Genomic DNA, 23,896 nt, shown 5'->3' on the forward strand with positions numbered 1-23,896 from the left:
GCCGGAGTTGCGAGGCTGGCCACGCGGCCCGCCGCTACCGCCGCGCCGCCGGGCGGGCGCCCCGGGCGCCCCGGGCGCGCTGGTCGAGCCCGGAGAGGCGCAGCGCGACCCGGTGCCGGGCCGGCGGCAGCACCGAGATCAGCCGGAACAGCAGGTTCCGGGCTGGCCGGCGGGACGGCGGCAGGGTGGCCAGCCGGGTCAGCCGGTCGGCGAAACCCACCACCGCCTCGGCCATCGGCCGGCGCCGGGCCGCGTACCCGTCGAGCAGCGTCTCGGGGCCACCCGCCAGCACGTCGGCGAGGGTGCCGCCGAGGTCGACCGCGTCCACGATGCCGAGGTTCATCCCCTGCCCGCCGGCCGGGCTGTGCACGTGCCCGGCGTCGCCGGCGAGCAGCACCGGACCGGCCCGGAAGGTGTCGGCGATCCGGTGGTGCAGCCGGAACCGGGAACTCCAGAGCACCTCCGCCACCCGGTCCGGTCGCCGGGCCGGCCCCCGCTCGTCCAGCAGCGCCTGGAAGTACCCGGCGTCGGGGTCGGCGGGCGCCTCGTCCACCGCGGCGACCAGCCGGACCACCCCGTCCGGCAGCGGCGCCCAGACCAGCGGGCCGGAGCGGGCGAGGAAGAGGGACACCTGGTCGCGCGGCAGCGCGCTGGTCACCCGGACGTCGGCCAGGGCGAACGACTCCGCGCCGGTCTCCGGCCCGGAGAAGCCGATGCCGGCCTGCTCCCGTACGAGGCTGCGCATGCCGTCCGCGCCGACCAGGTAGCGGGCCCGCACGCTCGGCGCGCCCTCGAAGGTGACCGTCGCGCCGCCCGCGTCGACCGCCAGCCCGGTCACCCGGTAGGGCCGCAGCACGGTCACGCCGAGCGCGGCGAGCTGCCCGGTGAGCACCTCCTCGGTGACCGACTGGGAGACCAGCAGCGCGTAGGCGTGCGGCGACGGCAGGGTGCGGAACGGCACGGTGAGCAGCACCCGGTCGCGGTCGCGCACGGTGAACCCCGGCGACCGCAGCCCGCGCGCGACCAGCGGGGCGGCGGCCCCGATCCGGTCCAGCTCCTCCAGCGTGTACGCGTGCACGACGGCCGCCCGGGAGGTGACCGGCGGTCGCTCCAGCCGGTCGACGACGGTCACCGGGACCCCGCGCCGGGCCAGCGTGAGCGCGGCGGTCAACCCGGTCGGACCGGCCCCCACCACCAGGACGTCCGTGCTCGTGGGCAGCATGACCGCACCTCCGTCACCATCGATGCCAACGCTCGTTGGCCAACGTCTGTTGGCATCACGGTAGGCCCCCGTCGATGGAGTGTCAACAAGCGTTGGCATACGGTGGTGGGCATGACCGAGGCAGCACCCACCCGCCCCCGCCGGTCCGACGCCACCCGGGCGGCGATCCTGCGTGCCGCCCGGGAACGGTTCGCCGCCGAGGGCTACGACCGGGCCACCATCCGGGCCATCGCTGCCGACGCGCGGATCGACCCGTCGATGGTGATGCGCTACTACGGCAGCAAGGAGGGCCTGTTCGCGGCGGCGGCGGAGTTCGACCTGCGGCTGCCCGACCTGACCGAGGTGCCGCCCGGCAACCTCGGCGAGGTGCTGGTCCGGCACTTCCTCAACCGCTGGGAGGGCGACGAGACGCTCGCCGCCCTGCTCCGGGCCGCCAGCACCAACCCCGGCGCGGCCGAGCGGATGCGCGGGGTCTTCGCCGACCAGCTCACCACGGCGGTGGCCAGCTTCGGCACCGACCCGGCGAGCACCGGGAAGCGGGCCGGCCTGGTCGCCAGCCAGATCCTCGGCCTCGCCTTCACCCGCTACATCGTCCGGCTGCCGCCGGTCGTGGCGATGACGCCGGAGGAGCTGGTCGGCTGGGTCGCCCCCACCCTCCAGCGCTACCTGACCGGCCAGCCCGCGAACTGACCCAACCTTTCCCCGGCGCCGAGCGTCTGTCAGGTGACGGGGACGGCGACGGCCGGGAGCGAGGGCGGATGGCACCGGTGAGCAACGACGGGCGCGACGGTTACGTGGCGTTCGTCGAGAGCCACCAGCACCGGCTGCTGCGCGCCGCGTACCTGATCTGCGGCAACCGGCACCAGGCCGAGGACCTGCTCCAGGACGCGCTGCTCAAGCTCGCCCTGCGCTGGCCGGCGGTGCGCGACGGCGACCCGGCCGCCTACGTGCGGGCGATCCTCTACCGGGACGCGGTCTCCTGGTGGCGGCGGCGCCGGCGGGAGTGGCTGTCGGCGTACCCGCCGGAGCAGGCGGCCCGGGACCGGGACGGCGAGCTGCGCCTCGCCCTGCACGCCGCCCTCGGCCAGCTTCCGCCCCGGCAGCGCGCGGTGCTGGTGCTGCGCTACTTCGAGGACCTGACCGAGACGGCCACCGCCGAGGCGCTCGGGGTCACCGTCGGCACCGTGAAGAGCCAGTGCCACGCGGCCCTGCGCCGGCTCCGCGAGGTGGCCCCCGAGCTGGGCCGCGACGACGGCCTGCCCAGCGGGATGGAGGTGAAGCCGTGAGGGAAGAGGAACTGACCCGGCTGCTGACCGTGGCCGCCGAGGACGTCCGGCCGGCGCACCCCGCGTCCGCCGGCTGGGAGCGGGCCCGTCGGGTCCGGCGTAACCGCCGGGCCGCCGGCGCCGCCGCCGTGGCGGTCGTCCTGCTCACCGGCGGTACGGCACTGGCCCTGCGCCCCGCCGACCCGCCGGCGCCGATCGCGCCCGCCACGCCGACCGTACGGCCGGTGCCGAGCGCGTCGCCGGTGCAGCGACCGCCGGAGCGGCTGAGCTATCCCGGCGACCCGCTCGGTCGCCTCGCCGACCCGGTGGCCGCGCCGCTCTCCACCCGCCCGGTCCGCCGGGCGCTGGCGCTCTACCAGCCGGTCGACCCGGCGACCGGCGTCGAGGGGCGGATCCGGGTGCTCGGCGACGACGGCGTGGTACGGGACCTCGACGTGTTCACCCCGGCCCGGACCCGCGACGCGGAGGGCAACGAGGCGGTGCCGCTGAAGACCGGCAGCCTCGCCCCGGACGGGCGGCTGGCCGCCTTCGCCCAGACCGACGTGGTCGTCGTGGTCGACCTGACCACCGCCACGGTCAGCCGCTACCCGCTGAAGGGCTACCTGGAGCACGTCCTCTGGGCCGGCGACCGGCTCCTCGTCGGCGACGACGCCGCCACGTACGAGGTGGACCGGGGCAGCGGGACCACCCGGAAGCTGCGGGCGTACCCCTGGGACCTGGTCGCCCCCGACCCCGCGCACGTGACGGACGGCCTGCTGGAGGTGGGTGGCGCCGTGGCGAGCCTGCGGGTGCGGCAGTGGAGCGGCGACGAGACCACGCGCGGCGACACCCGGCTCGACCTGCGCGCGCTGCCCAGCGGCAATGGGGTCGACGAGTTCTACGGGCGGGGCTGGCAGCACGGCGACCTGGTGGCCCGGGCCGGCTGGCTCACCACCGCCCAGTTCCAGGGGGTCGAGGGGGTGGTGGTGCTGAACGCCCGGACCGGCGTGGTGACCCGCCTGCTCGACCTGGGCCGGGACCGCTGGAAGGGCTGCTGCGAGGTGCTCGGCTGGGACGCCGGCGGCGCGGTGCTGCTGCGCCACGACCCGGGCGGGCTGCTGCGCTGGCAGCCGGAGACCGGGGAGATCACCGGCGTGCTGCGCGACCTGTACGGCGAGGTCTCCCTCGCCGCCGGCTGAGCCCAGCCGCCCCGCTCAGCTCGCCAGCCCGCCGGGCTGGTCGCCCTTGACGACGGGGGCACGCACCAGGTTGCCCCACTCGGTCCACGAGCCGTCGTAGTTGCGCACCTGCGGGTAGCCGAGCAGGTGGCGCAGCACGAACCAGGTGTGGCTGGACCGCTCGCCGATCCGGCAGTACGCGACGATGTCGTCGGCCGGGCTCAGCCCGAGCTGGTCGGCGTAGATGGCCTTCAGCTCGTCGGGCGACTTGAAGGTGCCGTCGTCGTTGGCCGCGGACTTCCACGGCTTGTTGACCGCGCCGGGGATGTGCCCGCCGCGCAGCGCGCCCTCCTGCGGGTAGTCCGGCATGTGCAGCATCTCGCCGGTGTACTCGCCGGGCGAGCGGACGTCGACCAGCGGCCGGCCGGCCGCCACGTGCGCCATCACCTGCTCGCGGTAGGCCCGGATCGGCGCGTCGTCGCGCTGCGGCACCGGGTAGTCGGCGCGCGGCCGGGTCACCTTGTCGCGGGTCAGCTCCCGCCCCTCGGCGATCCACTTCTGCCGGCCGCCGTCGAGCAGCCGCACGTCCGGGTGGCCGAAGAGGGAGAACACCCAGAGGGCGTACGCGGCCCACCAGTTGAAGTTGTCGCCGTAGAAGACGACAGTGTCCTCCCGGCCGATGCCCTTGGCGGCGCAGAGTTCGGCGAAACTCTTCGCGTCGAGGTAGTCGCGGGTCACCTGGTCGTTCAGCTCCAGGTGCCAGTCAATCTTCACGGCGCCGGGAATGTGGCCGGTGTCGTAGAGCAGCACGTCCTCGTCGCACTCGACCACGACGAGGCCCTCGTCGCCCAGGTGCTCGGCCAGCCAGCCGGTGGTGACCAGCCGCTGCGGGTCCGCGTAGGACTGAAGTCGGGGATCGGGATCGCTCGGCACAGACATGATCCCCAAGGTACGCCCGATCCCGCCCCGCCGAGCGGCCATCCCAGATCGAGTCCAGCAGATGTGGTGTGCTCCCCACCACTCCCGCGATCTTGCACCTGCTGCCCCGACAAGAGGGCCATATGACTACGAAACGAGGGCCGGAAGTGCAAGATCGCGGGGAAGGGTGGCGGAGGGCTAGTCCGTGATCGGGGTTAGGGAGGGGCGTTTGGCGGTGATGGTGTCGCCGGAGGAGCGGCCGGTCAGGCGGCGCTTGATCCAGGGGGCCAGGTGCTGGCCGGCCCAGCGCAGGTCGTCCGCGCGGGCGGCCAGCCACGGCTTGGGCAACGGGCGGTCGGGCACCAGCAGCCACTCGTCGTCGCAGCCGACGCCGAGCGCGCCCAACACCTGCGCGGCCACCCGCCGGTGCCCGGCCGGCGAGAGGTGCAGCCGGTCGGTGCTCCACAGCATCGGGTTGAGGTACGTGTCGTCGGCGTACAGGTCGACCAGGATCGCGCCGTGCCGCTCGGCGGTCTCGCCGACAGCCCGGTTGAGCAGTTCCACCCGGGGCGCCACGAGCCGCTGCCCGGGCAGCCGGGCCATCACGTCGGCGAACCGGAAGAGGATCACGTCGGCGCCCCCGGAGCGCAGCTCCCGCACCACGTCGTCGAAGCGGGCGACCAGGGCGTCCGGGTCGAAGGTACGGCGGAGCACGTCGTTGCCGCCGGCCGCGAAGCTGATCAGATCCGGCTTCATGGCGACCGCCTCGGGCACCTGGTTGGCCACCACGTCCGGGAAGAGCCGACCGCGGATGGCCAGGTTCGCGTACCGGAAGTCGGGGCCGGCCTCGGCGGCGAGCCGGGTGGCGACCAGGTCGGCCCAGCCCCGGTAGGTGCCGTCCGGATACGGGTCGTCCATCCCCTCGGTGAAGCTGTCCCCCACCGCCACGTAACTGCGCCAGCGCACGTCTGCCACTCCGGCCTCCGGGTCCGATCCGCGTCGGTCGGTCAGTCTTCCACCGCCCGGGCGCCGTCGTGGGCCGGCCACCGGCTCGGTGTGGCGACCCCCACGCCGGACGAGGCACCGGCGGTGCCGGTGTCGACCCGGGCTCATCGCTCACCGCTCACCGCTCACCGCTCGCTGTCCGCCGGCTCGACCACCGGCCGCCGGTACGGCCCCCAGCCGACGAACCGCTCGAACAGCTCGCGCGGGGTGGGGCCGTCGTGCGGGTTCAGCCGGAACAGGTCGTGGGTCGCCTCGTGGTAGAGCCCGGAGAGGTAGACGGCCAGGTCGACGGGGTGGCCGTCGTACTCGACCCGGAGCAGCAGCCGCGCCTGCGCGCACGGCCAGGGCCGGCCACAGGCCCGGCACAGCCACATCGGGCGCAGCGGCAGGTGCGGCACCCGGTCCGCGGGGTAGGCCCGGGGCCGGTCGGCGTACGGGCCGAGGCGGGGCACGGGCAGCGGGCGCAGCCGCACCGGACGCCGATCGCCGTACCGGCGGTTGTCCACGTCGACCTCCTCGGGTTGCCGGGGCCGGGGCCGCCCGGCACGGGGGAACCGGAGCGGCCCCGGCGCGGCCCACCCGCCACCGTTGGCGAGCGTGACCGCTGGTGACACTCTGCTGTGGCGGCCACTACTGTCGGAAGGCATCGACAGCGGGCGAGGCGAGGACGAAGCGACGCGCCGTCATTGCGTGACCCCCCGGGCAGGAGCCGGCGGATCTGTGGAGGAACTGTGGAAACCGAGCCGACCACCGAACTCATCCGCGCCCAACTGCGGCGACTGCGGTTGAAGGCCGAGCTGAGTCAGGAGGAGTTCGGGAAGCTCGTCCACTTCTCGGGCTCCCAGGTGTCCGCCGTCGAGCTTGGGCAACGCCCCCTCGACCGGTTCTTCCTCAAGCGCGCCGACGAGGTGCTGGCCACCGGCGGCCTGCTGATGTCGCTGCTCAAGCTTGCCGAGCGCGACGGCCAGCCGAGCTGGTTCCGCCCCTGGCTTGAGGCGGAGCGACGCGCGCAGCAGCTCCGGTGCTACCAGCCCAGCTTGGTTCCCGGGCTGCTTCAGACCGAGAACTATGCCCGCACCCTGATCCGCTGCGACGACGCGATCAGCGATGACGAGGTGGAGCGGCGGCTGGCTGTCCGCATGGATCGGAAGTCGGTGTTCCTTCGACCGGACCCACCCAAGTTCGTAGCGGTCATCGAAGAGTCGGTTCTCCGCCGCGCCGACGAGGGCTTTCGTGGGTTGATGGTCCAGCAGATCGACCACCTCGTCGAATGCGCGGAGAGTCCGCACATCAGCGTCCATGTGATACCCGCTGAGGTCAGTGTGCATGTCGGGCTGGACGGGCCATTCGTGCTGGCCCGAGGTGACGACGGCGGATGGGTTGGTCACTTGGAGACACAGCTCGGTGGCGTGGTGGTCGACAGAGATGAGGATCTGTCTACTCTGTTGTCGAGGTGGGAGAGCGTCCGCAGTGAGGCATTGTCACGCCGGCAGTCGATCGAGCTGATGAAGGAAGTGATGACTTCGTGGAGTTGATCGGCGCGACCTGGCGCAAGTCCACCCGCAGCGGCACGCAGGGTGAGTGCGTCGAGGTGGCCGACAACCTGCCGGGCGTCGTCCTCGTGCGGGACAGCAAGGATCCGTCCGGCCCGGTGCTCACCGTCGAGCCGCACAACTGGCGGGCGTTCGTCGACTTCGCGCGGCGACGCTGAGGCGTACGCCGGATCGGCGAGGTGGCGGCATCACCGCGCCGCCGACACCCCCACCTCGCCGACACGGAGTCGATCAGCCCACCGCCCGGGTGGCCCGGCCGCCGATCTCGCGCAGGTAGGCGACCAGCTCCGGCGGTTCGTGCACCTCGAACTCGCAGCCCAGCGTCACCAATCGCCAGGCCAACCACTCCAGGGTGTCGCTGTGGCTGGTCAGCCGGCAGCTCCGCGCGTCGATCGGCACCAGATCCGCCGGGGTGTCGCCGACCCGGCCGGCCATCGTCTCGGCCGGGGCGTGCAGGGTCACCACCGCCCGGTACACCGGGGTCAGCTCGGTCAGTTTGCCGGTCACGTACGCGGCGGCGTCGGCGGCCGGCAACTCCCGCGCGGCGGTGCGCACCCCGATCGAGACCGGCTCGCTGATCCGGTCCACCCGGAACATCCGCCAGTCGTCCCGGTCGTTGTCGTAGCCGACCAGGTACCACCGGCGCCCGGCCGACACCAGCCGGTGCGGCTCCACCCGGCGTTCAGCGGTCACACCGTCGTGCCGGCGGTAGCTGAACCGCAGCCGCTCGCGGTTGGCGATGGCGGCGGCCAGCCCGGTGAGCTGCTCCGGGTCCACCGTCGGCCGGCTCCAGGTCAGCAGCGGTTCGGTGGCCGCGCCGAGCGCCCCGACCCGGTGCCGCAGCCGGGTCGGCAACACCTGCTCCAGCTTGGCGAGCGCGCGTACCGATGCCTCCTCGATGCCGGCGACCGCGTGCCCGGCGGCGGTACGCAGCCCCACCGCGATGGCCACCGCCTCCTCGTCGTCGAGTAGCAGCGGCGGCAGGGCCTTGCCGGCGACCAGCCGGTAGCCGCCGATCGCGCCCATCGTGGCCTGCACCGGGTAGCCCAGCTCGCGCAGCCGGTCCACGTCGCGGCGGATGGTGCGCAGGCTGACGCCGAGCCGCGCGGCCAGCTCGCTGCCGGGCCACTCGCGCGGGGTCTGGAGCAGCGACAGCAGGGTCAGCAGCCGGGCGGGGGTGTCGGACATGGCCGCCAGACTAACCACCATGTGTGCCAGAACCTGACCTACATGGCACCTAGCGTGGTCGGCATAACGCCCTTCCGGATCGACATCCCGCAAGCTGACCTCGACGACCTGCGCGACCGGCTCGCCCGCACCCGGTGGCCCCGGCAACTGCCCGGCGACGGGTGGAGCCGCGGGGTGCCGCTGGACTACCTGCGCGACCTGGCCGAGCACTGGGCGACCGGGTACGACTGGCGGGCGCAGGAGGCGCGGCTGAACGAGTTCCCCCAGTTCGTCACCGAGATCGACGGACTGGACGTGCACTTCCTGCACGTCCGCTCGCCCGAGCCGGACGCGCTGCCGCTGATCCTCACCCACGGCTGGCCGAACTCCTTCGTCGAGTTCACCGAGCTGATCGGGCCGCTGACCGACCCACGGGCACACGGGGCCGACCCGGCGGACGCCTTCCACGTGGTGGTGCCGTCGGTGCCCGGCTTCGGCTTCTCCCAGGCCCCGCCGGAGACCGGGTTCACCGTCGGCCGGGTCGCCCGGATGTGGGCCGAGCTGATGCGCCGGCTCGGCTACCACCGGTACGGCACCCAGGGCGGCGACCTGGGCGCGTACGTGGCGCCGGAGCTGGCGGTGGCGGATCCCGAGCACGTGGTCGGCGTCCACATCGACGGCGGGCTCGGCTTCCCCACGGAGGCCGACGTGCCGGACATGAACGAGGCGGAGCGCGCCTTCTGGGCCGAGATGCAGCAGTGGATGAGCGGCGGCGTGGACCACCACACGCTGTTGCGCGCGGCGCCGCAGACCTTCGCGTACGCCTGGCAGGACTCCCCGGTCGGCCTGCTGGCCTGGCTGGTGCAGAAGTTCGAGGAGTTCACCGTCACCGCGGCCACCCCCGACCAGGCCATCGCCCGCGACCAGTTGCTGACCAACGCGACGCTGTGGTGGCTGACCGGCACCGCCGGCACCTCGTCCTGGTTCATGTACGACAACACCGCGTTCGCCTGGCCCAAGGGCCAGGACCGGGTGCCCAGCGGCGTCTACGGGGGCGGGCCGGCGCTCGTCCGCCGCCTCGCCGAGCGGCACAACAGGATCATCCACTGGCCGGAGGGGAACCCCGGCGGCCACTTCGTGGCGATGGAGGTGCCGCACGCGCACGCGGCCGACATCCGGACCTTCTTCGGGAAGCTGCGATGACCACGCTGACCTGGTCGCAGGTCTGCGCCCGCCGGCTCGAACGACACGCGCTCGCGTCGCCGGCCGGCGCGGCGGGCGGGGCCGGTCCGGCGGAGGCGGTGGCCGGCGTGGTCTCCGCGATCTGCGGCGCGCACGCCCAGGTCGCCTCGGCCGCCGAGCTGTCGATCGGGCTGCGGGTGGCCGGCGCCACCCGTACCACCGTGCGGCAGGCCCTGTGGACGGACCGCACGCTGGTCAAGACGCGCGGGCCGCGCGCCACCGTGCACCTGCTCGCCGCCGCGGACCTGCCGCTGTGGACCGGAGCGCTGGCCGCGATGCCGGTCCCGCCGCACGAGCAGGCCCGCACCCTGCTCAGCACGGAGCAGACCGAGCAGGTGGTGGCGGCCATCGCGGACGCGCTGCGCGACGCCGAACTGACCACCGCGGAGCTGACCGAGGCGGTGGTGGACCGCACCGGTCCGTGGGCCGGCGACCGGGTGATGGACGCTTTCCAGGACAAGTGGCCGCGGTGGATCGCCGCGATGGAGGCCGCCACCCGGCGCGGGGCGATGTGCTTCGGCCCGAACCGGGGGCGGACCAGCACCTACACCGGTCCGGCGCGCTGGCTGCCCGGGTTCACCCCGATGGCCGGCCCTGCCGCGCTCGCCGAACTGGTGCGCCGCTACCTGTACGCGTACGGGCCGGCCACCTCGGCGCAGTTCGCGCAGTGGCTGTCGGCGCCCCGGCGGTGGGCGGCGGAGCTGTTCGCGTCGCTGGAGCTGGACCAGGTCACCGTCGAGGGCACCCCGGCGTGGGTGGCGGCCGGCGACACCGAGTTCCCGCCGGACGGCCCGAGCGGGGTGCGGCTGCTGCCCTACTTCGACGTGTACCAGGTCGGCTGCCACCCCCGTGAGCTGCTCTTCCCCGGCGCGGTCGGGCGGCGGGCGCTGGCCCGCGGCCAGGCCGGCAACTATCCGGTGCTGCTGGTGGACGGGACGGTCGCCGGGGTGTGGCACCAGCGCCGCTCCGGCCGCACCATCCACGTCACCGTGGAGCCGGTGACGCCGCTGCGCGCCGCGACCCGGCGGGCGCTGGAGGCGCAGGTCGAGCGGGTCGGCGAGATCCTGGAGGGCCGGCCGACGCTGACCATCGGCCCGGTGAGCGTCGGCCCGCACGCCTGACGACGACGCCCCGGATCGGGCGATGTGGCGGATCGGCGATGTGGCGGCCTCCGCACCCGCCGGACACCCCACATCGCCGACCCGGTCGCTCCCGTCCTAGCCGCCCACCCCGATGATCTGCATGCCCCTGAGGCTGGCCGGCTCCGCCTGCTCACCGTAGACAGCGGCGAACATGGTGCCCGCGAAGACCCGGGCACCATGTTCCAGGCCGGGCTGGGCTTCCCTGCGGTCGTCCGCCACTCGGTTTCCGGTCACCTACTACGCCAATCAGTTGACCTGGCAGTTGATGTCGGCCTGCCTCATCTCCACGTTGCCGTCGTCGACCTCGCCGTTGCGGTGTCTGTGGCGTCAGATACCTGTGCCGAGTTGCTCGCGGGCGCGGAGGCTCAGGGCGGAGCGGAGTGCGGCCAGGGCAGTGGCTAGGTAGATCGCTGTGAGCAGGGTGAGCAGTTGCGCCCATGGAATGCTGAGGACGAAGCCGGAGATTCGCAGGGCAATGACCACCGTGGGCGGCAAGGCAATGATCAGACTGAGCAGGGTGCTCGTAGCGATGAGGATGCCGTACTGGTAGAGCAGAACGTGACGTGCCCAGGTGGGGGGAATGCCGATGGATACCAGGCGGGTCAGGTAGCCGCGTAGCGTACGGGTCTGGGCGCGGGTAGCGGAGAACACGGCGGTGAGCACGAGGATCACCAGCCCAGCGGCGGTGGCTAGCAGTGCAGCGGCTGGAACGGGTGGCTTGGGTGGCACGTAGATCCGGACCGCTTGCGCATCGATGCCTGCACGACCGACGGCCTCTTGCATGGCCTTGGCTGCGCTATCGGAGACCTCAGTGATGATAAGAGGCGCGTTCCGCGGGACGGGTAGGTTAAGACTGGCCGCCGTGGAGCGGAGCATCACGCCGTCGGTGCCGGTGCGCCATTCGACGAGTGGCACGTCGACGATGGCCACGGGTAGCTCAGGGGTCCGGCTGGTGACCTTGTCGCCCTCCTTCACGGCAAGGCGCGTGTTGCGCGTCGGTGCGTCGGGTGCGTCGGGTGCGTCGGCCCATACAAGCAGTCCGCCTTCGGCCAGCACGGCGCGTTGCGTCGGGTTGAGGGAGTGGCCGATCAACTGTTCGACCTGGCCGTCGGTCTCTACGGCAAGAAGATTGCCGTTGTGGCCGTCGCGGGTAACCGACCGTGTCGGAATGCCGGACGTGTCGGTGGTGAACAGGTAGGCCAGTTCCGCACGGGGCAGCCCGTCGGCGACGCCGGAGGCGTCCACGGCTCGTAGTAACGCCGCTGGTGGGGGAAGCGTGCTGCTGGCGCGGTCGGCCAGGAGTACTTGGCCGGGTAGCGCGTCCGGGTAGGCCTGCTGATCCGTGGTGCGAATGAGGGTGTCGAGCAACGTCAGGAAGCCCATGGACGCGCCCAGCAGCACCGTGAGGATGGCGACAATCGCTCCGGCGCGGAGTCTGTCGGCCGCTAGTTGCCGAAGCGCCAGGCGACGGCGTGGCCCGCCTTCGGGCAGCACTCGCAGCACCAGGTCGAGCACGTCGGGAACGACGAGCAGCACCGCGAGCGTGAGCACACCGGTAAGAATCATCGCTTTGGCCGGAGAGTCGACTCGCACGGCGTAAGCGACGGTGGCGCACCATGCGGCGACGGCGAGGAGGTGCCGCGCATCTCGGATGTGTCGCTGAGCTGTAGATGTCGTCTGGGATTCTGGACGGGAACGATGAGCCACAGCAGAGCTGACCCGTTCCTTGTCGCGGGCGAGCGCTGCGCCGGCGCACACGCTGGTGAGCACGACCAGTGCGAGCATCTGCAACGGGGGCGCGGCAAGTCCCTCGATCGGGCCGGGCGGCCAGTCACGCAGCTGCGCGATGACCGCTCTGGCCACCCCACCGATTGCTGTCCCGACGATCGCTCCAGCTGCGGCTGCGGCTGCGCACCAGGCTGAAGCGGCGATGGTGAGCGCAGCGGCGGCGGTCGCTGGGCGTACGCCGACAGCCACGAGTCTGGTCGATATCCGTCGGAACCGTCGATTGTTGAGTCCGAACACGAGCAGGACCGCCGCGACGGGTAGCAGCAGCGAAGGAATGGTGTAGCCGGCAGGTGTGCGCTCGATCGAGGTGCGCTCGGGCCGCTCGAGGAGTTGCTCGCGGAACCGCAGTGTGCCACCGACCACGAGGGCGTCCGCCCCCTCGGTGACGGTGGGCGACCGTCGGGTGTAGTCGCCTATCGCGGTGGTGAAGGCTGTCACGGCGCTTTCGGCGTCGCCCCCAGACCACAGCAGCAACGGTTGCGCGCCCAGCACCGGAAATCCCTGGGCGAGGCTTGGATCCAGCGATGCCCAGGTGCCCGGGGCGACCAGCAGGTTCGTGCTACGGGCGAACTGGTCCTCAGCGGTGCCGACGACGGTGAACCTCACCTTGCCGCCCAGCAGGGGTAGGGTGCCGTCGGCAGTCTCCGGGGCGTCCTGGGGCTCGGTGAGGACTACCTCGCCTGGTCGGGTCGGCCACCGACCGGACAGCAAGTCGTACCGATCAGGGAAGGGCTGATCCCGCCAGGAGGCCTCCAGCATAGGCACGCTACGCGCGGGAGTGGTGGCCAGCTGCGTGGAGGACGCGCTGAGCATGACCTCGTAATCGGTGAGTCCGGCGCGGAGAGCCTGCGCCCGCACGTCCGACACGAACTGGTTTTCTCCGGGTGGCAGCACGATGCTGCCGTAGCCGACGGAGGCGCCGAACCGACCCAGATCCCGGTCAGCGATCTGAGCGCCCGACAGGGACAGCGTCCGCAGGGTGACGAACATCGCCATGATGGCCAGACCGGCGACAAAGACAATCGACGCTGATCGGGCCAGCTCGCGAGAGCGGATGAGACGCCGGGCGAGCCGCAGGACGAAACGCAGGCGCGCCACGAGAGACGCCGGAGAGCTTGCTTCGGTCATGAACGGGCTTCTAAGCGTCCATCGATGATCTCGTAGCGAGTGTCGGCGTAGTCGCGGCACCGACGATCGTGCGAGCAGACCACGGCCGTGACTCCCTGGTCGCACAAGGCGCGGATGAGCGCGAACAGTTCTTGGGTGGCGGCGGAGTCCAACGCCCCGGTCGGCTCGTCAGCCAGGAGAACGGCTCTCTGTCCCGTCAGCGCCCGCGCGATCCCTACCCGTTGGCGCTGTCCGCCGGACAACTGCCGAGGTAGCCGGTTGTCGAGGCCTTCCAGCCCGACTCGGCGCAGTTGGTCGGCGGCTTCGGCTCGCGCGGCCTCGGCCGGCATGCCGCGCGCCTCCGAAGGCAGTGCGACGTTCTCCACGGCCGTGAATTCCTCGATCAGGTTGTGATCCTGAAACACGACGCCCACCGTCTCGAGCCGCAGCTGCGCGCGTTGGCTCTCGTTCGCGGTGGTGACATCGACGCCGCTGACCTGGATCTCGCCGGAATCGGCGAGATCCAGGCCAGCCATCAGGTTCAGCAGCGTCGACTTGCCTGAGCCGCTGGCACCATAGATGCACACGAACTCACCCGGGCGAGCTTCGAAATCCACATCTCGTGCGGCCCACACGGTCTCCACCTCAGAGTGGTAGGCCTTGCGCACCTTCTGCGTACGGATGAGTGGTGACATCACGATGTCTGACTATTCAGCAGCTGTAGGCCGTACGCCAGGACGACACCTCGTCGCTGTTGGCGGGAGCCACGTTGCTGTCGTTCTGGTTACGCCCCAACGTCTGGTCGTCCCCGGACCCGTTGGCGTCCTTCCACATGCAACCGGAGTGGGTCGTGGCCGGGTGTACGCCTCGGCGTTGCCGCTGTCGTGCAGCCGGCCCCAGGACCGGTGGGCCCGGGCCAGCGCCGACTGGACGAGGTCTTCGGCGAGGTGCTGGTCCCCGGTCAGCAGGTACGCCGACCGCAGCAGGGCGGGTGTCCGGGTCCGGACGAACGAGTCGAACTCACTCAGTGCAGGGTCCACACGAGCCGATCCTTGGGGTAGTCGTTGACGACTCCCCAGACGTCACCTCGGGGTCGCCGGGTTGCCGCCCGGGCAGCCGAATTCCGGGTCAGTCTGACCTTCCTGCCGTCAGCGCCGGTCGACACCCCAGCCCCACCTCGTCGCAGTAGGGAGGCTTGGCAGTGGGACGGAACCGGTAGCTAAGCGTCGCGGGGCTGGCGGATGTTGACACCCCTGCTGGCGGCGATGGTCGGCTGGTGCGTGATGGCCCACTCGGCGAGCGCCGAGAGCGGCTCCAGTAGTGAGGTACCGAGTGGCGTGAGGCGGTATTCCACACTGGGCGGGTTGGTGGGGAAGACCTCTCGGTGCACCAACCCGTCTTGCTCCAGACCGCGCAGCGTGCGGGTGAGCATGCGCTGGCTGATGGCCTCGATACCGCGATGGAGTTCGTTGAATCGGTGCGGCCGTTGCCCGAGCAGCACCACCACCAGCACCGTCCACTTGTCGCCGACCCGACGGAGAACGTCGGTCACGGGGCACTGGTCGTGCTCGTCACGAGGCACAGGGCTCGGCAGCGCCGTGTTGAGCAGGGCAGGCACACCAGTGTCCGGTACTGACATCGAACTGCCTTCTTCCGCGATCCTGACCGCTTACGGATGATGGTGGTAATTACCAACAGTAACCGGGGGTTTCTCATGGTCGACCGGCAACGGGACAACGACGTCGACGCCGTACGAGGAGCAAGGAGCGTCGTTGTCACCGGCGGAACCGATGGCATGGGCCGAGCGGTCGTCCTGGGCCGGGCCGAGCGGGGGGACCGCGTCCTCGCGGTGGGCAGCAACCCTGCCAAGGGCGACCGGTTGCTCGCCGCGGCGGAGGAGGCTGGCCTGGGCGAACGTGTCGGGTTCCTGGCTGCCGACCTCAGCACGATCGCGGGAAACCAGAAGGTGATAGAGCACGTCACGGCCGAATACGGCGCCATCGGCGCCCTGGTGTTGGCGGCCAACCGGCAATCCCCGAAGCGGATCGAAACCAGCGACGGTCTGGAGTCGACTTTCGCGCTCTACTATCTCAGCCGCTATCTTCTTGGCCACGGGCTGATGCCCACGCTGGCGGCCGGCCTGCGTCGCTCGGTGATCATCAACATCGCCGCCGTCGGTCTCACCTCCGGGCAGATCCACTGGAACGATCTCCAACTGCGCGACCGCTACCGCACGATCACCGCGCAACTCCAGGCCGGTCGCGCGAACGACCTGCTCGGTGTCGCGATGGCGGCGCAGTTCGGTCACCAGGTTCCCTACGTCCTCTACCACCCGGGTTTCACCCGGAGTGGTTACTCCGCGATGGAGCAGATCAACCCGCTGACACGAGCGCTCATCAAGACCATCGGCCGGGCCGCTGCCCGGCCTGTGGAGAAAGCCGTCGCGCCCGTCCACGACTTCATCGACGCGCCACCCACAGCGCCGTTGACCGCGGTCGACCGCGGCAAGCCCGTGCCGCTGGGCCTGAAGACCCTCGACCCCGCCGCGGCGCGACGGCTCGCCGACATCACAGCAGCGCTGGTCAACGCCGACCCGATCCGCACAACCCGAGGCGATGGCTGGTGAACCCCGCGGTCGACTGGGCAGGCAAGAGGCGGCAGGGCTAGCGCCCACGCCCGCTGTGTCACCCCACCGATCACGGAGTTGTCCGCCCGGCTGATCGACCTCCCGCCCGCCGCACCGGATTCCGGTCGCCCGTCCTGCCGGGTCAGCCGTACGCTGCGGCAATGCTGCTCCGAATGTCGACCCTGCTGCTCCGGACCCTGCGTGAGGACCCGGCGGACGCGGAGGTGCCGAGCCATCGGCTCCTGGTGCGCGCCGGCTACATCCGCCGGGCCGCGCCGGGCGGCTACACCTGGCTGCCGCTCGGGAAGCTGGTGCTGGACCGGGTCACCGAGATCGTCCGCGAGGAGATGACCGCGATCGGCGACCAGGAGGTGCACTTTCCGGCGCTGCTGCCGGCGGAGCCGTACCGGACCAGCGGGCGGTGGACGGAGTACGGCGACGACATCTTCACCTTCGCCGACCGCAGGGGCGCCGAGCACCTGCTCGCCCCCACCCACGAGGAGTTGGCCGCGCTGCTGGTGCAGGATCTCTTCTCCTCGTACCGGGACTTCCCGGTGACGATCTTCCAGATCCAGACCAAGTTCCGCGACGAGGCCCGGCCGCGGGCCGGCCTGCTGCGCGGCCGCGAGTTCCTGATGAAGGACGCCTACTCGTTCGACCTGGACGAGGCGGGCCTGCAGGCCGCGTACGACCGGCACCGGGGCGCCTACCGACGGATCTTCGACCGGCTGGGGCTGGAGCACACCATCGTGCACGCGATGTCCGGGGCGATGGGCGGTTCCGCCTCGGAGGAGTTCCTGGCCGCGGCGCCGGTCGGCGAGGACACCTTCGTCGGCTGCACCGCCTGCGACTACGCCGCGAACACCGAGGCGGTGACCACGCCCGCCGCGCCGGCCGGCGACCCGGACGCGCACCCGCCCGCCGAGGTGCACGACACCCCGGAGACCCCCACCATCGCCACCCTGGTCGAGCTGGCCAACGTCCGCCGGCTCGGCGGCCGCAGTGACTGGACCGCCGCCGACACGCTGAAGAACGTGGTGCTGACCGTGCACCGGCCGGGTGCCGAGGAGGCCGACCTGCTGGTGGTCGGGCTGCCCGGTGACCGGGAGGTGGACCTGAAGCGGGTCGCCGCCGCCGTCGCCCCGGCCACCGTGGACGTCTTCGACGGCTGGGACGACCACCCCGAGCTGGTCCGCGGATACATCGGCCCGCAGGTCATGGCGAAGCTCGGCGTCCGCTACCTGGTCGACCCGCGGGTGGCGCCCGGCTCGGCCTGGCTGACCGGCGCGAACGAGCCCGGTCGGCACGCGGTGCACGTGGTCAGCGGCCGGGACTTCACCCCGGACGGCACCATCGAGGCGGCCGAGGTGCGCGCCGGCGACTCCTGCCCGGCGTGCGCCACCGGCGAGCTGACCATCCGGCGGGGCATCGAGATCGGGCACATCTTCCAGCTCGGCCGCCGCTACACCGACGCGTTCTCGGTCGACGTGCTCGGCCCGCAGGGCAAGCCGGTCCGGCCGACCATGGGCTGCTACGGCATCGGGGTGTCCCGGGCGGTGGCCGCGATCGCCGAACAGCACCACGACGAGCGGGGACTGGTCTGGCCGGCGGCGGTCGCGCCGTGCGACGTACACCTGGTGGCGGCCGGGAAGGGGCCGCAGCTGGAGGCGGCGCTGGAGCTCGGCGGGCAGCTCGCCGCGGCGGGCCTGCGGGTGCTGGTCGACGACCGGACGCACGTCTCGGCCGGGGTGAAGTTCACCGACGCCGAGCTGGTCGGCATCCCGCGCGCCGTCGTGGTCGGCCGCCGCCTCGCCGACGGGTACGTCGAGCTGCGCGACCGGGCCACCGGCGAGCGCACCGAACTGCCGGTGGTGGAGCTGGTGGACCGGCTGCGCGCCGAGGTGACCCGGTAGCGGCCAGGGTGTAGCAACCGTGTCACTGGGTACCGCATGTGGATCGGGTGGACGTTGTTTCGGAGGACTCTCATGACCGGTTACCGGGTCGCTGACGTGATGACCAAGCAGGTCGTGTACCTGCCGGCGGAGACCACCCTGGACGAGGCCGCCAAGGTGATGAAGGAGGCGGACATCGGCGACGTGGTGGTCACCGACGGCGCCACCCTCGCCGGCATGCTCACCGACCGCGACATCGTGGTGCGGGCGGTGGCCGAGCGCAGCGACCCGGCCACCACCACCATCGGCTCGGTCATCACCCGCGAGGTGGTGATGATCGAGCAGAACTCCAGCGCCGGTGAGGCGGCCGCGCTGATGCGCGAGCGGGGCATCCGCCGGGTGCTGGTCTGCGACAGCGAGCGCAAGCTGGTCGGCATCGTCTCCCTCGGCGACCTGGCCATGCAGCTCGACCCCCAGTCGGCACTGAGCGAGATCAGCGAGCAGGCGCCGACCGTCTGAGCGGGTGTCCGGCGGCGCGGCGGCGTACGTCGGCGACGGCGTAGCCTCGGGGCATGTCATCCATGCCGGCCAGGCTGGCCGAGATCGTCGAGGAGTTCGCCGCCGCGCCCCGGGACGTGGTGCTGGAGATGCTGCTGGAGTACGCGGACGTGATCCCGCCGCTGCCGCCGGACGCCGCCGACCGGGAGGGCATGGAGCAGGTCCCGGAGTGCCAGACCGCGTTCTTCCTGCGCGCCCGGGTGACGCCGGAGGGCACCGTCGAGACGCTCTTCGACTGCCCGCCGGAGGCGCCGACCACGCGGGCCTTCGCCGGCATCCTCGCCGAAGGGCTGGCCGGGGCGAAGCCAGACCAGGTGCTCGCCGTGCCCGACGACCTCTACCAGCGGATGGGGCTGGCCCAGGCGATCAGCCCGCTGCGGGTGCGCGGCGGCACCGCCATCCTGGCCCGGCTCAAGCGCCAGGTGCGGGAACAGACCAGCTGACCGGGAGGTTGCCCCGACCATGGAGATCGAGATCTACGCGGACGTGGTCTGCCCGTGGTGCTACATCGGCAAACGCCGGCTGGAGCAGGCGCTGGAGTCGTACGACGGCGAGGTGACAGTCCACTACCGGCCGTTCCAGCTCGACCCGTCGCCGGTGCCCGAGCCGCAGCCCCTGCTCGACGCGCTGGGCGCCAAGTTCGGCGGACCGGACCGGGCCCGGCAGATGGCCGAGCACGTGACCGGGGTGGCCGCGGGCGCCGGCCTTAAGCTGGACTTCGGCCGGGCCGTCGCGGCGAACACCTTCGACGCGCACCGGCTGGTCGCCTGGGCCACGGACCAGGGCCGCGACGGCGAGATGGTCGAGGCGCTCTACCGGGCGCACTTCACCGACGGCGTGGACGTCGGTTCCCGCGACGCGCTCGCCGCGCTGGCCGCCGAGGTGGGGCTGGACGCGGCCGAGGCGCGCCGGTTCCTCGACTCCGACGAGCGGGTGGCCGAGCTGACCGCCGACCTGACGGCGGCCCGGCAGATCGGGGTGACCAGCGTGCCCACCTTCGTGCTCGCCGGCAAGTACGCGGTGACCGGCGCCCAGGAGCCGGCGACCCTGCTGGCCGCGCTGGCCGAGGTCGATCGGCGCGAGTCGGGCACCGACTGACGCCACCGTCCTCCGTGGCGAGTCACAGACATCGACACACGTGATGTTTCACGTGCAACGGTATCGACGGCGGTGATCGCTCAGGCGGGCCTGGCCAGGTCCTCCACCACCCGCGCACCGGGCAGCGCACCCAGCGCCGGCCCGGGCAGCGCGATCTTGCTGTGCCGCACGCCGGACCCGATGATCACGTGTGGGGTGGCGATCACCCGGGCGTCGACCAGGATCGGCCACTCCTCGGGCAGGCCGATCGGGGTGATCCCGCCGTACTCCATGCCGGTCAGCTCCACCGCGTCGGCCATCGGCGCGAAGCTCGCCTTGCGGACGTCCAGCGCCCGCCGGGCCACTCCGTTGACGTCGGCCCGGGTGGTGGCGAGCACGACGCAGGCCGCGTAGCGGACCACCCCTTCGCGCTTGCCGGCGATCACCACACAGTTGGCCGACTCGTCCAGCCCCACCTCGTACGCGGCGCAGAACGCGGCGGTGTCGGCGAGGTCGGCGTCGATCGGCGCGACCAGCACGTCGTCGACGTCCACCGGGGCGTCGGCGGGCCACTGCCCGAGCGCGGCGGCGACCGGCGGTGCCAGCAGGTCGAGCCGGGTACGGGCGGGTTCGGTCTTCAGCGTCCCCATCACGGGAGCGATCCTCGCACCACCCGGCCGGTCCCGCCCACCCGAACCGCGGGTCAGCTGCCGGTGAGGAAGGCGTTCTCGCGGAGCATCGTGCGGTCCCGCACGGCGGCCAGCTCCTCCGCCCGCTGGGCCTGGACCCGGCGCACCTCCAGATCCTCCATGGCGTGCCGGACCGCGAGCCGGATGACGCCGTAGAGGAAGACGAAGCCGGCGACGTAGAGGATCACTGTGGTGACGATGGCGAACATGGCGTCACGGTAGGCCGAACGTGAACGGGGAAGGTTCTCATCTTGCCCGGGTTCCCCCGTACGTGTCCGCGAGGTGGTCGGCCCAGGTCCGGGAGCCCGTCGGCGTCGCCTCGGTGACCAGGCCGCCCGAACGCAGGGCCCGGCCGAGCCGGCCGGGGATCCGTACCGGCAGCAGCGGCCGGCGGGACCGCCGGGCGGCCTTCCAGGCGCGTACCGCCTGGTCGAAGCGGAGCACCTCGGGCCCGCCGTACTCCTCGACGCCGCGCGACGGGCCGGCGGCCAGCCGCTCGACCAGCCGGGCGGCCACGTCGCCCGGATCGACCGGCTGGGCGAGCACCGCCCGGTCGCCGATCACCGGGCCCAGCCGGCTCGACGCGACCAGCAGGTCGTCCAGGAACTGCGGGAACTGGGTGGCCCGCAGCACCGACCACGGCACCGGCCCGGCGGCGACCACCCGCTCGGCGGCCAGCTTGTGCCGGTAGTACGGGATCGGCACCCGGTCCACCCCGACGATCGAGACGTAGACCAGGTGGCCCACGCCGGCGGTCCCGGCGGCCCGGACCAGCTCGCGGGTGCCGAGCACGTCGACCTCGTGGGTGCGCCGGTCGGGCGACGAGGCCAGGTGCAGCACGGCGTCCACGTCGCGTACCGCCTCGGCCAGCCCGTGGGCGGTGGCCAGGTCCGCCACCACCCACTCCACCGCCGGGTCGGTACGCGGCCGCCGGCTGGTGGCCCGTACCTTGTGCCCGTCGTCGAGCAGGCGGGGCAGCACCGCCCGACCCAGGCGGCCGCCCGCTCCGGTGACCAGCACCCGCATGATGTCCTCCTTCTCCGCGCCCCCGGAACCGGGGCGTCCGGGTCGGTGACGGCGCCGGGCCGCCCGATGTGACCGGCCGTGCGGCAGCTCACCGCAGCAGGTCGACCAGCGTCACCACCACGAAGAAACCGATCACGAGTTCGCTGACCACCCAGGAGTGGTGGGTGGTCCAGTCGCGGATCCGGGGCAGCACCGTGGCCGCCCGGCCGCCGAGCAGCAGCAACGCCAGCAGGGGCAGGGCCAGCAGGGTCAGGGTGGCCAGCACGAACGGCAGCAGGTGCCACCAGGACAGGTCGTGCCGGGCGGCGCTCGCGCCGACGGCGAGCATGGTGAGGTCGTCGGTGGGCGTGGCGAGGAAGAGCAGCACGCCCAGCCGGGCCGCGTAGCCCGGGCCGGCCTGCTGGAGCTTTCCCATCCACCGGGGCGGGCCGGTGGAGTGCCGCCGGAGGAAGACCACCAGGGCCAGCACCACCAGCAGGACCAGCACCACCTGGTCGATCCTGGTCGTGATCGGGCCCCGACCGCCCTGGTCGCCGCCGCCGAAGTTGACCTTGACCGCGCGGGTGACCAGCCAGCTCAGCGTGACCCCGCCGCCCACCACCAGCCCGGCGCCGGCCAGGTAGCCCGACGAGGCGGCCCGCGGCCGGTCGGCCGCGGCGAGGAACACCGCCGCGACCAGTTGCGTCCCGGCGACCATCACCACGGCCAGCGGCAGGACGGTCAGGAAGCTCATCTCCCCGCCCATCCTGCCGGCCACCCACCCCGGCGACCCGCCGATCCGCCGACTACCGGCGGCGCTCACCGCTCGGACGACCTCCACGACCGCTCGCGCCCTACGGGTCCGGTCGCCACCGACACCCCGGTGACGACCACCCGCGGGCCCGGCGCCGGGCGGGGCGTGCCCTCAGCCGGCCGCCCGCGGCCCCGGCGCCACGCGGCCGGCGAGCAGGAGACCGAGCAGCGCCAGGCCCGACGCGACAGCCAGCGTCCCGGCGTAGTCGCCCGCGCCCGGAGCGGCGCCGGCGGCCAGCACCGCGCCGGTCAGCGCCAGCACGGTGGCGGCGAAGAGCGAGTCGCCCAGTTGCAGCGAGGAGCTGTTGCGGCCCTGCTCGCCCGGGGCCGACAACTCCAGGGTGAGCACCGACAGCGACGGGTAGAGCAGGCCCATGCCGAGCCCGGCCACCGCCCAGCCCAGCACCCCCACCAGGACCGGCACCGCCGGCACGACGGTGAGCGCGACCACCGCGGTGCCGCCGGCGATGCAGGCCAGCCCCGCCCGGGGCAGGCTGGCCCGGGACCGGGGCGCCGGCATCCGGCCCTGCAACCACGACCCCACCGACCAGGCGAGCGCGCCCGTGCTGAGGACCAGGCCGGCCGCGGTCGGCGAGAACCCCCGCTCCCGGGAGAGCATCAGCGGGATCACCACCTCCGCGCCGACGAACGCGGCGGAGGCGAGGCCGCGCAGCCCGACCACGGTCGGCAGGCCCCGGCCCGCCCGCAGGAATCCGGCCGGCAGCAGCCGGGGCGCGCAGACCAGCAGCCCGACCAGCGCCACCACGACCAGAGCGACCGCGGAGCCGCCGCGCTGCTGTCCCCCGATGTGCAGCAGTGCGGCGCTCACCCCCGCCCCGCACGCCCAGCCGATCCGGGCCACCGCGCCGGCCGGCCGGGCCGACCGCGTCGCCGGGCCGACCGCCCGCAGGCCGGGGTGGATCAGCAGCACCGCCGGCACCGCCACCAGCGGCACCGCGAGGAAGACCCACCGCCAGCCGAGGTACTCCACGATCAGCCCGGCCACCGCCGGCCCGACCAGCGACGGGACCACCCACGCGGCGGCGAACGCCGCGAAGATCCGCCGGTGCAGCTCCTCCGGGTACGCCCGCCCGACGATGACGTAGAGCGCCACCGAGAGCAGGCCGGAACCGAACCCCTGCACCACCCGGCCGACGACCAGCGCGCCCATCGCCGTGGCGCTGCCCGCGATCACCAACCCGAGCACGAACCAGACCAGCCCGTGCCACATCGGCGCGCGCGGCCCCCGGCTGTCGCACCAGATACCGCTGGCCACCATGGCCAGCACCCCGGCCGCGAACGGGCCGCCGAACGCGATCCCGTACAGGGCCAGCCCGTCCAGGCTGCGGGCCACGGTCGGCATGGCGGTGCCGACCGCCAGCGCCTCGAACGCCAGCAGCGAGACCAGGGCGACGCTGCCCACCGTCATGGCCCGCAGCCGGGGCGCGAAAAGGCCCGGGGCCGGGGCGACGGGTCCGGCCGGCGCGGCGGTGGCGGTCACCGGCGACTCGCCGAACGGCGCGGCCAGATCGGGGAGGGACGGTTGCCGGCGCGGGACGGTCGGGGCAGCTCGTCCCGGCGTACCTCGGCCCTGAGCAGTTCGATCAGCATGGGCTCAGCCTCCGACCTGAACCCGGATTGAGGTCAAG

Annotated in this window: 27 protein-coding genes and 1 pseudogene; 12 read left to right on the top strand and 16 right to left on the bottom strand. The window is 72.8% G+C overall.

What is annotated here, in order from left to right; genetic code table 11:
* Positions 1 to 34: 34 nt before the first annotated feature.
* Positions 35 to 1,222, bottom strand: coding sequence for an FAD-dependent oxidoreductase (locus Q3W71_RS27840; RefSeq protein ID WP_302922433.1), 1,188 nt, complete (start codon positions 1,220 to 1,222; stop codon positions 35 to 37).
* Between the two features lie 111 nt (positions 1,223 to 1,333).
* Here Q3W71_RS27840 and Q3W71_RS27845 point away from each other — a divergent pair, with 111 nt between their 5' ends.
* From Q3W71_RS27845 to Q3W71_RS27855, 3 genes are all read left to right on the top strand, one after another.
* Positions 1,334 to 1,912 carry a TetR/AcrR family transcriptional regulator gene (locus Q3W71_RS27845; RefSeq protein WP_302922434.1) on the top strand — a complete coding sequence of 193 codons (579 nt, stop codon included), beginning with the start codon at positions 1,334 to 1,336 and terminating at the stop codon, positions 1,910 to 1,912.
* A 68-nt stretch (positions 1,913 to 1,980) separates the two neighbouring features.
* Positions 1,981 to 2,508, top strand: a complete 528-nt coding sequence (locus tag Q3W71_RS27850; protein WP_302922435.1) for a SigE family RNA polymerase sigma factor — start codon at positions 1,981 to 1,983, stop codon at positions 2,506 to 2,508.
* Positions 2,505 to 3,686, top strand: a complete 1,182-nt coding sequence (locus Q3W71_RS27855; RefSeq protein ID WP_302922436.1) for a hypothetical protein — start codon at positions 2,505 to 2,507, stop codon at positions 3,684 to 3,686. The genes Q3W71_RS27850 and Q3W71_RS27855 overlap by 4 nt, the downstream gene beginning before the upstream one ends.
* Before the next feature lie 15 nt (positions 3,687 to 3,701).
* Here the strand turns inward: Q3W71_RS27855 and Q3W71_RS27860 are convergent, their stop codons facing one another.
* The 3 genes from Q3W71_RS27860 to Q3W71_RS27870 all read right to left on the bottom strand — a co-directional run bounded on the left by Q3W71_RS27860 (position 3,702) and on the right by Q3W71_RS27870 (position 6,094).
* Entirely contained in the window at positions 3,702 to 4,604 is a 903-nt protein-coding gene (locus tag Q3W71_RS27860) for a sulfurtransferase (RefSeq protein WP_302922437.1), read from the bottom strand.
* 177 nt (positions 4,605 to 4,781) lie between these two features.
* Positions 4,782 to 5,549 carry an SGNH/GDSL hydrolase family protein gene (locus tag Q3W71_RS27865; RefSeq protein ID WP_302922571.1) on the bottom strand — a complete coding sequence of 256 codons (768 nt, stop codon included), beginning with the start codon at positions 5,547 to 5,549 and terminating at the stop codon, positions 4,782 to 4,784.
* A 164-nt stretch (positions 5,550 to 5,713) separates the two neighbouring features.
* Positions 5,714 to 6,094 carry a hypothetical protein gene (locus Q3W71_RS27870; protein ID WP_302922438.1) on the bottom strand — a complete coding sequence of 127 codons (381 nt, stop codon included), beginning with the start codon at positions 6,092 to 6,094 and terminating at the stop codon, positions 5,714 to 5,716.
* 225 nt (positions 6,095 to 6,319) lie between these two features.
* Between Q3W71_RS27870 and Q3W71_RS27875 the strand changes: the two genes are divergently transcribed.
* On the top strand, positions 6,320 to 7,123 hold the full coding sequence (locus Q3W71_RS27875; protein ID WP_302922439.1) for a helix-turn-helix transcriptional regulator: 804 nt from the start codon (positions 6,320 to 6,322) through the stop codon (positions 7,121 to 7,123).
* On the top strand, positions 7,114 to 7,299 hold the full coding sequence (locus Q3W71_RS27880; protein ID WP_302922440.1) for a DUF397 domain-containing protein: 186 nt from the start codon (positions 7,114 to 7,116) through the stop codon (positions 7,297 to 7,299). Before Q3W71_RS27875 ends, Q3W71_RS27880 begins: the two co-directional genes overlap by 10 nt.
* A gap of 73 nt (positions 7,300 to 7,372) precedes the next feature.
* On the opposite strand, the gene Q3W71_RS27885 is transcribed toward Q3W71_RS27880, so the two are convergent.
* Positions 7,373 to 8,329 (bottom strand): YafY family protein, encoded by a 957-nt coding sequence (locus Q3W71_RS27885; protein ID WP_302922441.1) that lies wholly within the window; start codon positions 8,327 to 8,329, stop codon positions 7,373 to 7,375.
* A gap of 42 nt (positions 8,330 to 8,371) precedes the next feature.
* Between Q3W71_RS27885 and Q3W71_RS27890 the strand changes: the two genes are divergently transcribed.
* Together Q3W71_RS27890 and Q3W71_RS27895 are read left to right on the top strand one after the other, a co-directional pair.
* Positions 8,372 to 9,511, top strand: coding sequence for an epoxide hydrolase family protein (locus Q3W71_RS27890; RefSeq protein WP_302922442.1), 1,140 nt, complete (start codon positions 8,372 to 8,374; stop codon positions 9,509 to 9,511).
* A complete protein-coding gene (locus Q3W71_RS27895) occupies positions 9,508 to 10,671 on the top strand; it encodes a winged helix DNA-binding domain-containing protein (RefSeq protein ID WP_302922443.1) in 1,164 nt (387 codons plus the stop codon). The genes Q3W71_RS27890 and Q3W71_RS27895 overlap by 4 nt, the downstream gene beginning before the upstream one ends.
* A 96-nt stretch (positions 10,672 to 10,767) precedes the next feature.
* Here the strand turns inward: Q3W71_RS27895 and Q3W71_RS27900 are convergent, their stop codons facing one another.
* From Q3W71_RS27900 to Q3W71_RS27925, 6 genes and pseudogenes are all read right to left on the bottom strand, one after another.
* Complete coding sequence (locus Q3W71_RS27900) at positions 10,768 to 10,926, bottom strand: hypothetical protein (protein WP_302922444.1); 159 nt, start codon at positions 10,924 to 10,926, stop codon at positions 10,768 to 10,770.
* A 93-nt stretch (positions 10,927 to 11,019) separates the two neighbouring features.
* Positions 11,020 to 13,608, bottom strand: coding sequence for a hypothetical protein (locus tag Q3W71_RS27905; RefSeq protein WP_302922445.1), 2,589 nt, complete (start codon positions 13,606 to 13,608; stop codon positions 11,020 to 11,022).
* Positions 13,605 to 14,231 carry an ABC transporter ATP-binding protein gene (locus Q3W71_RS27910; protein WP_302922446.1) on the bottom strand — a complete coding sequence of 209 codons (627 nt, stop codon included), beginning with the start codon at positions 14,229 to 14,231 and terminating at the stop codon, positions 13,605 to 13,607. The genes Q3W71_RS27905 and Q3W71_RS27910 overlap by 4 nt, the downstream gene beginning before the upstream one ends.
* 67 nt (positions 14,232 to 14,298) lie before the next feature.
* The gene (locus Q3W71_RS27915; RefSeq protein ID WP_302922578.1) at positions 14,299 to 14,421 is read right to left on the bottom strand and encodes a hypothetical protein; all 123 of its coding nucleotides are present in this window, start codon (positions 14,419 to 14,421) and stop codon (positions 14,299 to 14,301) included.
* Positions 14,422 to 14,441: 20 nt separating this feature from the next.
* Positions 14,442 to 14,627: pseudogene (locus Q3W71_RS27920) on the bottom strand (sigma factor); the annotation flags it as partial.
* Positions 14,628 to 14,806: 179 nt separating this feature from the next.
* Positions 14,807 to 15,139: a helix-turn-helix domain-containing protein gene (locus Q3W71_RS27925; protein WP_302922447.1), complete on the bottom strand. Its 333-nt coding sequence runs from the start codon at positions 15,137 to 15,139 to the stop codon at positions 14,807 to 14,809.
* A gap of 123 nt (positions 15,140 to 15,262) precedes the next feature.
* Here Q3W71_RS27925 and Q3W71_RS27930 point away from each other — a divergent pair, with 123 nt between their 5' ends.
* The 5 genes from Q3W71_RS27930 to Q3W71_RS27950 all read left to right on the top strand — a co-directional run bounded on the left by Q3W71_RS27930 (position 15,263) and on the right by Q3W71_RS27950 (position 19,761).
* A complete protein-coding gene (locus Q3W71_RS27930; protein WP_302922448.1) occupies positions 15,263 to 16,213 on the top strand; it encodes an SDR family NAD(P)-dependent oxidoreductase in 951 nt (316 codons plus the stop codon).
* Positions 16,214 to 16,374: 161 nt separating this feature from the next.
* The gene (locus tag Q3W71_RS27935) at positions 16,375 to 18,126 is read left to right on the top strand and encodes a proline--tRNA ligase (RefSeq protein WP_302922449.1); all 1,752 of its coding nucleotides are present in this window, start codon (positions 16,375 to 16,377) and stop codon (positions 18,124 to 18,126) included.
* A gap of 72 nt (positions 18,127 to 18,198) precedes the next feature.
* Entirely contained in the window at positions 18,199 to 18,624 is a 426-nt protein-coding gene (locus Q3W71_RS27940) for a CBS domain-containing protein (RefSeq protein WP_302922450.1), read from the top strand.
* Positions 18,625 to 18,677: 53 nt separating this feature from the next.
* Positions 18,678 to 19,106, top strand: a complete 429-nt coding sequence (locus Q3W71_RS27945; RefSeq protein WP_302922451.1) for a SufE family protein — start codon at positions 18,678 to 18,680, stop codon at positions 19,104 to 19,106.
* Positions 19,107 to 19,125: 19 nt separating this feature from the next.
* Positions 19,126 to 19,761: a DsbA family protein gene (locus Q3W71_RS27950; protein ID WP_302922452.1), complete on the top strand. Its 636-nt coding sequence runs from the start codon at positions 19,126 to 19,128 to the stop codon at positions 19,759 to 19,761.
* Positions 19,762 to 19,841: 80 nt separating this feature from the next.
* On the opposite strand, the gene Q3W71_RS27955 is transcribed toward Q3W71_RS27950, so the two are convergent.
* From Q3W71_RS27955 to Q3W71_RS27975, 5 genes are all read right to left on the bottom strand, one after another.
* The gene (locus tag Q3W71_RS27955; protein ID WP_302922572.1) at positions 19,842 to 20,390 is read right to left on the bottom strand and encodes a YbaK/EbsC family protein; all 549 of its coding nucleotides are present in this window, start codon (positions 20,388 to 20,390) and stop codon (positions 19,842 to 19,844) included.
* A 53-nt stretch (positions 20,391 to 20,443) separates the two neighbouring features.
* Complete coding sequence (locus Q3W71_RS27960) at positions 20,444 to 20,638, bottom strand: hypothetical protein (RefSeq protein WP_302922453.1); 195 nt, start codon at positions 20,636 to 20,638, stop codon at positions 20,444 to 20,446.
* 37 nt (positions 20,639 to 20,675) lie between these two features.
* Complete coding sequence (locus tag Q3W71_RS27965) at positions 20,676 to 21,455, bottom strand: SDR family oxidoreductase (RefSeq protein WP_302922454.1); 780 nt, start codon at positions 21,453 to 21,455, stop codon at positions 20,676 to 20,678.
* A gap of 88 nt (positions 21,456 to 21,543) precedes the next feature.
* Positions 21,544 to 22,188, bottom strand: a complete 645-nt coding sequence (locus Q3W71_RS27970; RefSeq protein ID WP_302922455.1) for a GAP family protein — start codon at positions 22,186 to 22,188, stop codon at positions 21,544 to 21,546.
* Positions 22,189 to 22,359: 171 nt separating this feature from the next.
* Complete coding sequence (locus Q3W71_RS27975) at positions 22,360 to 23,748, bottom strand: MFS transporter (protein ID WP_302922456.1); 1,389 nt, start codon at positions 23,746 to 23,748, stop codon at positions 22,360 to 22,362.
* Positions 23,749 to 23,896 lie beyond the last annotated feature (148 nt).

Origin of the sequence: Micromonospora sp. C28SCA-DRY-2, from assembly GCF_030519475.1 — a bacterium.
Taxonomy (GTDB): domain Bacteria; phylum Actinomycetota; class Actinomycetes; order Mycobacteriales; family Micromonosporaceae; genus Micromonospora.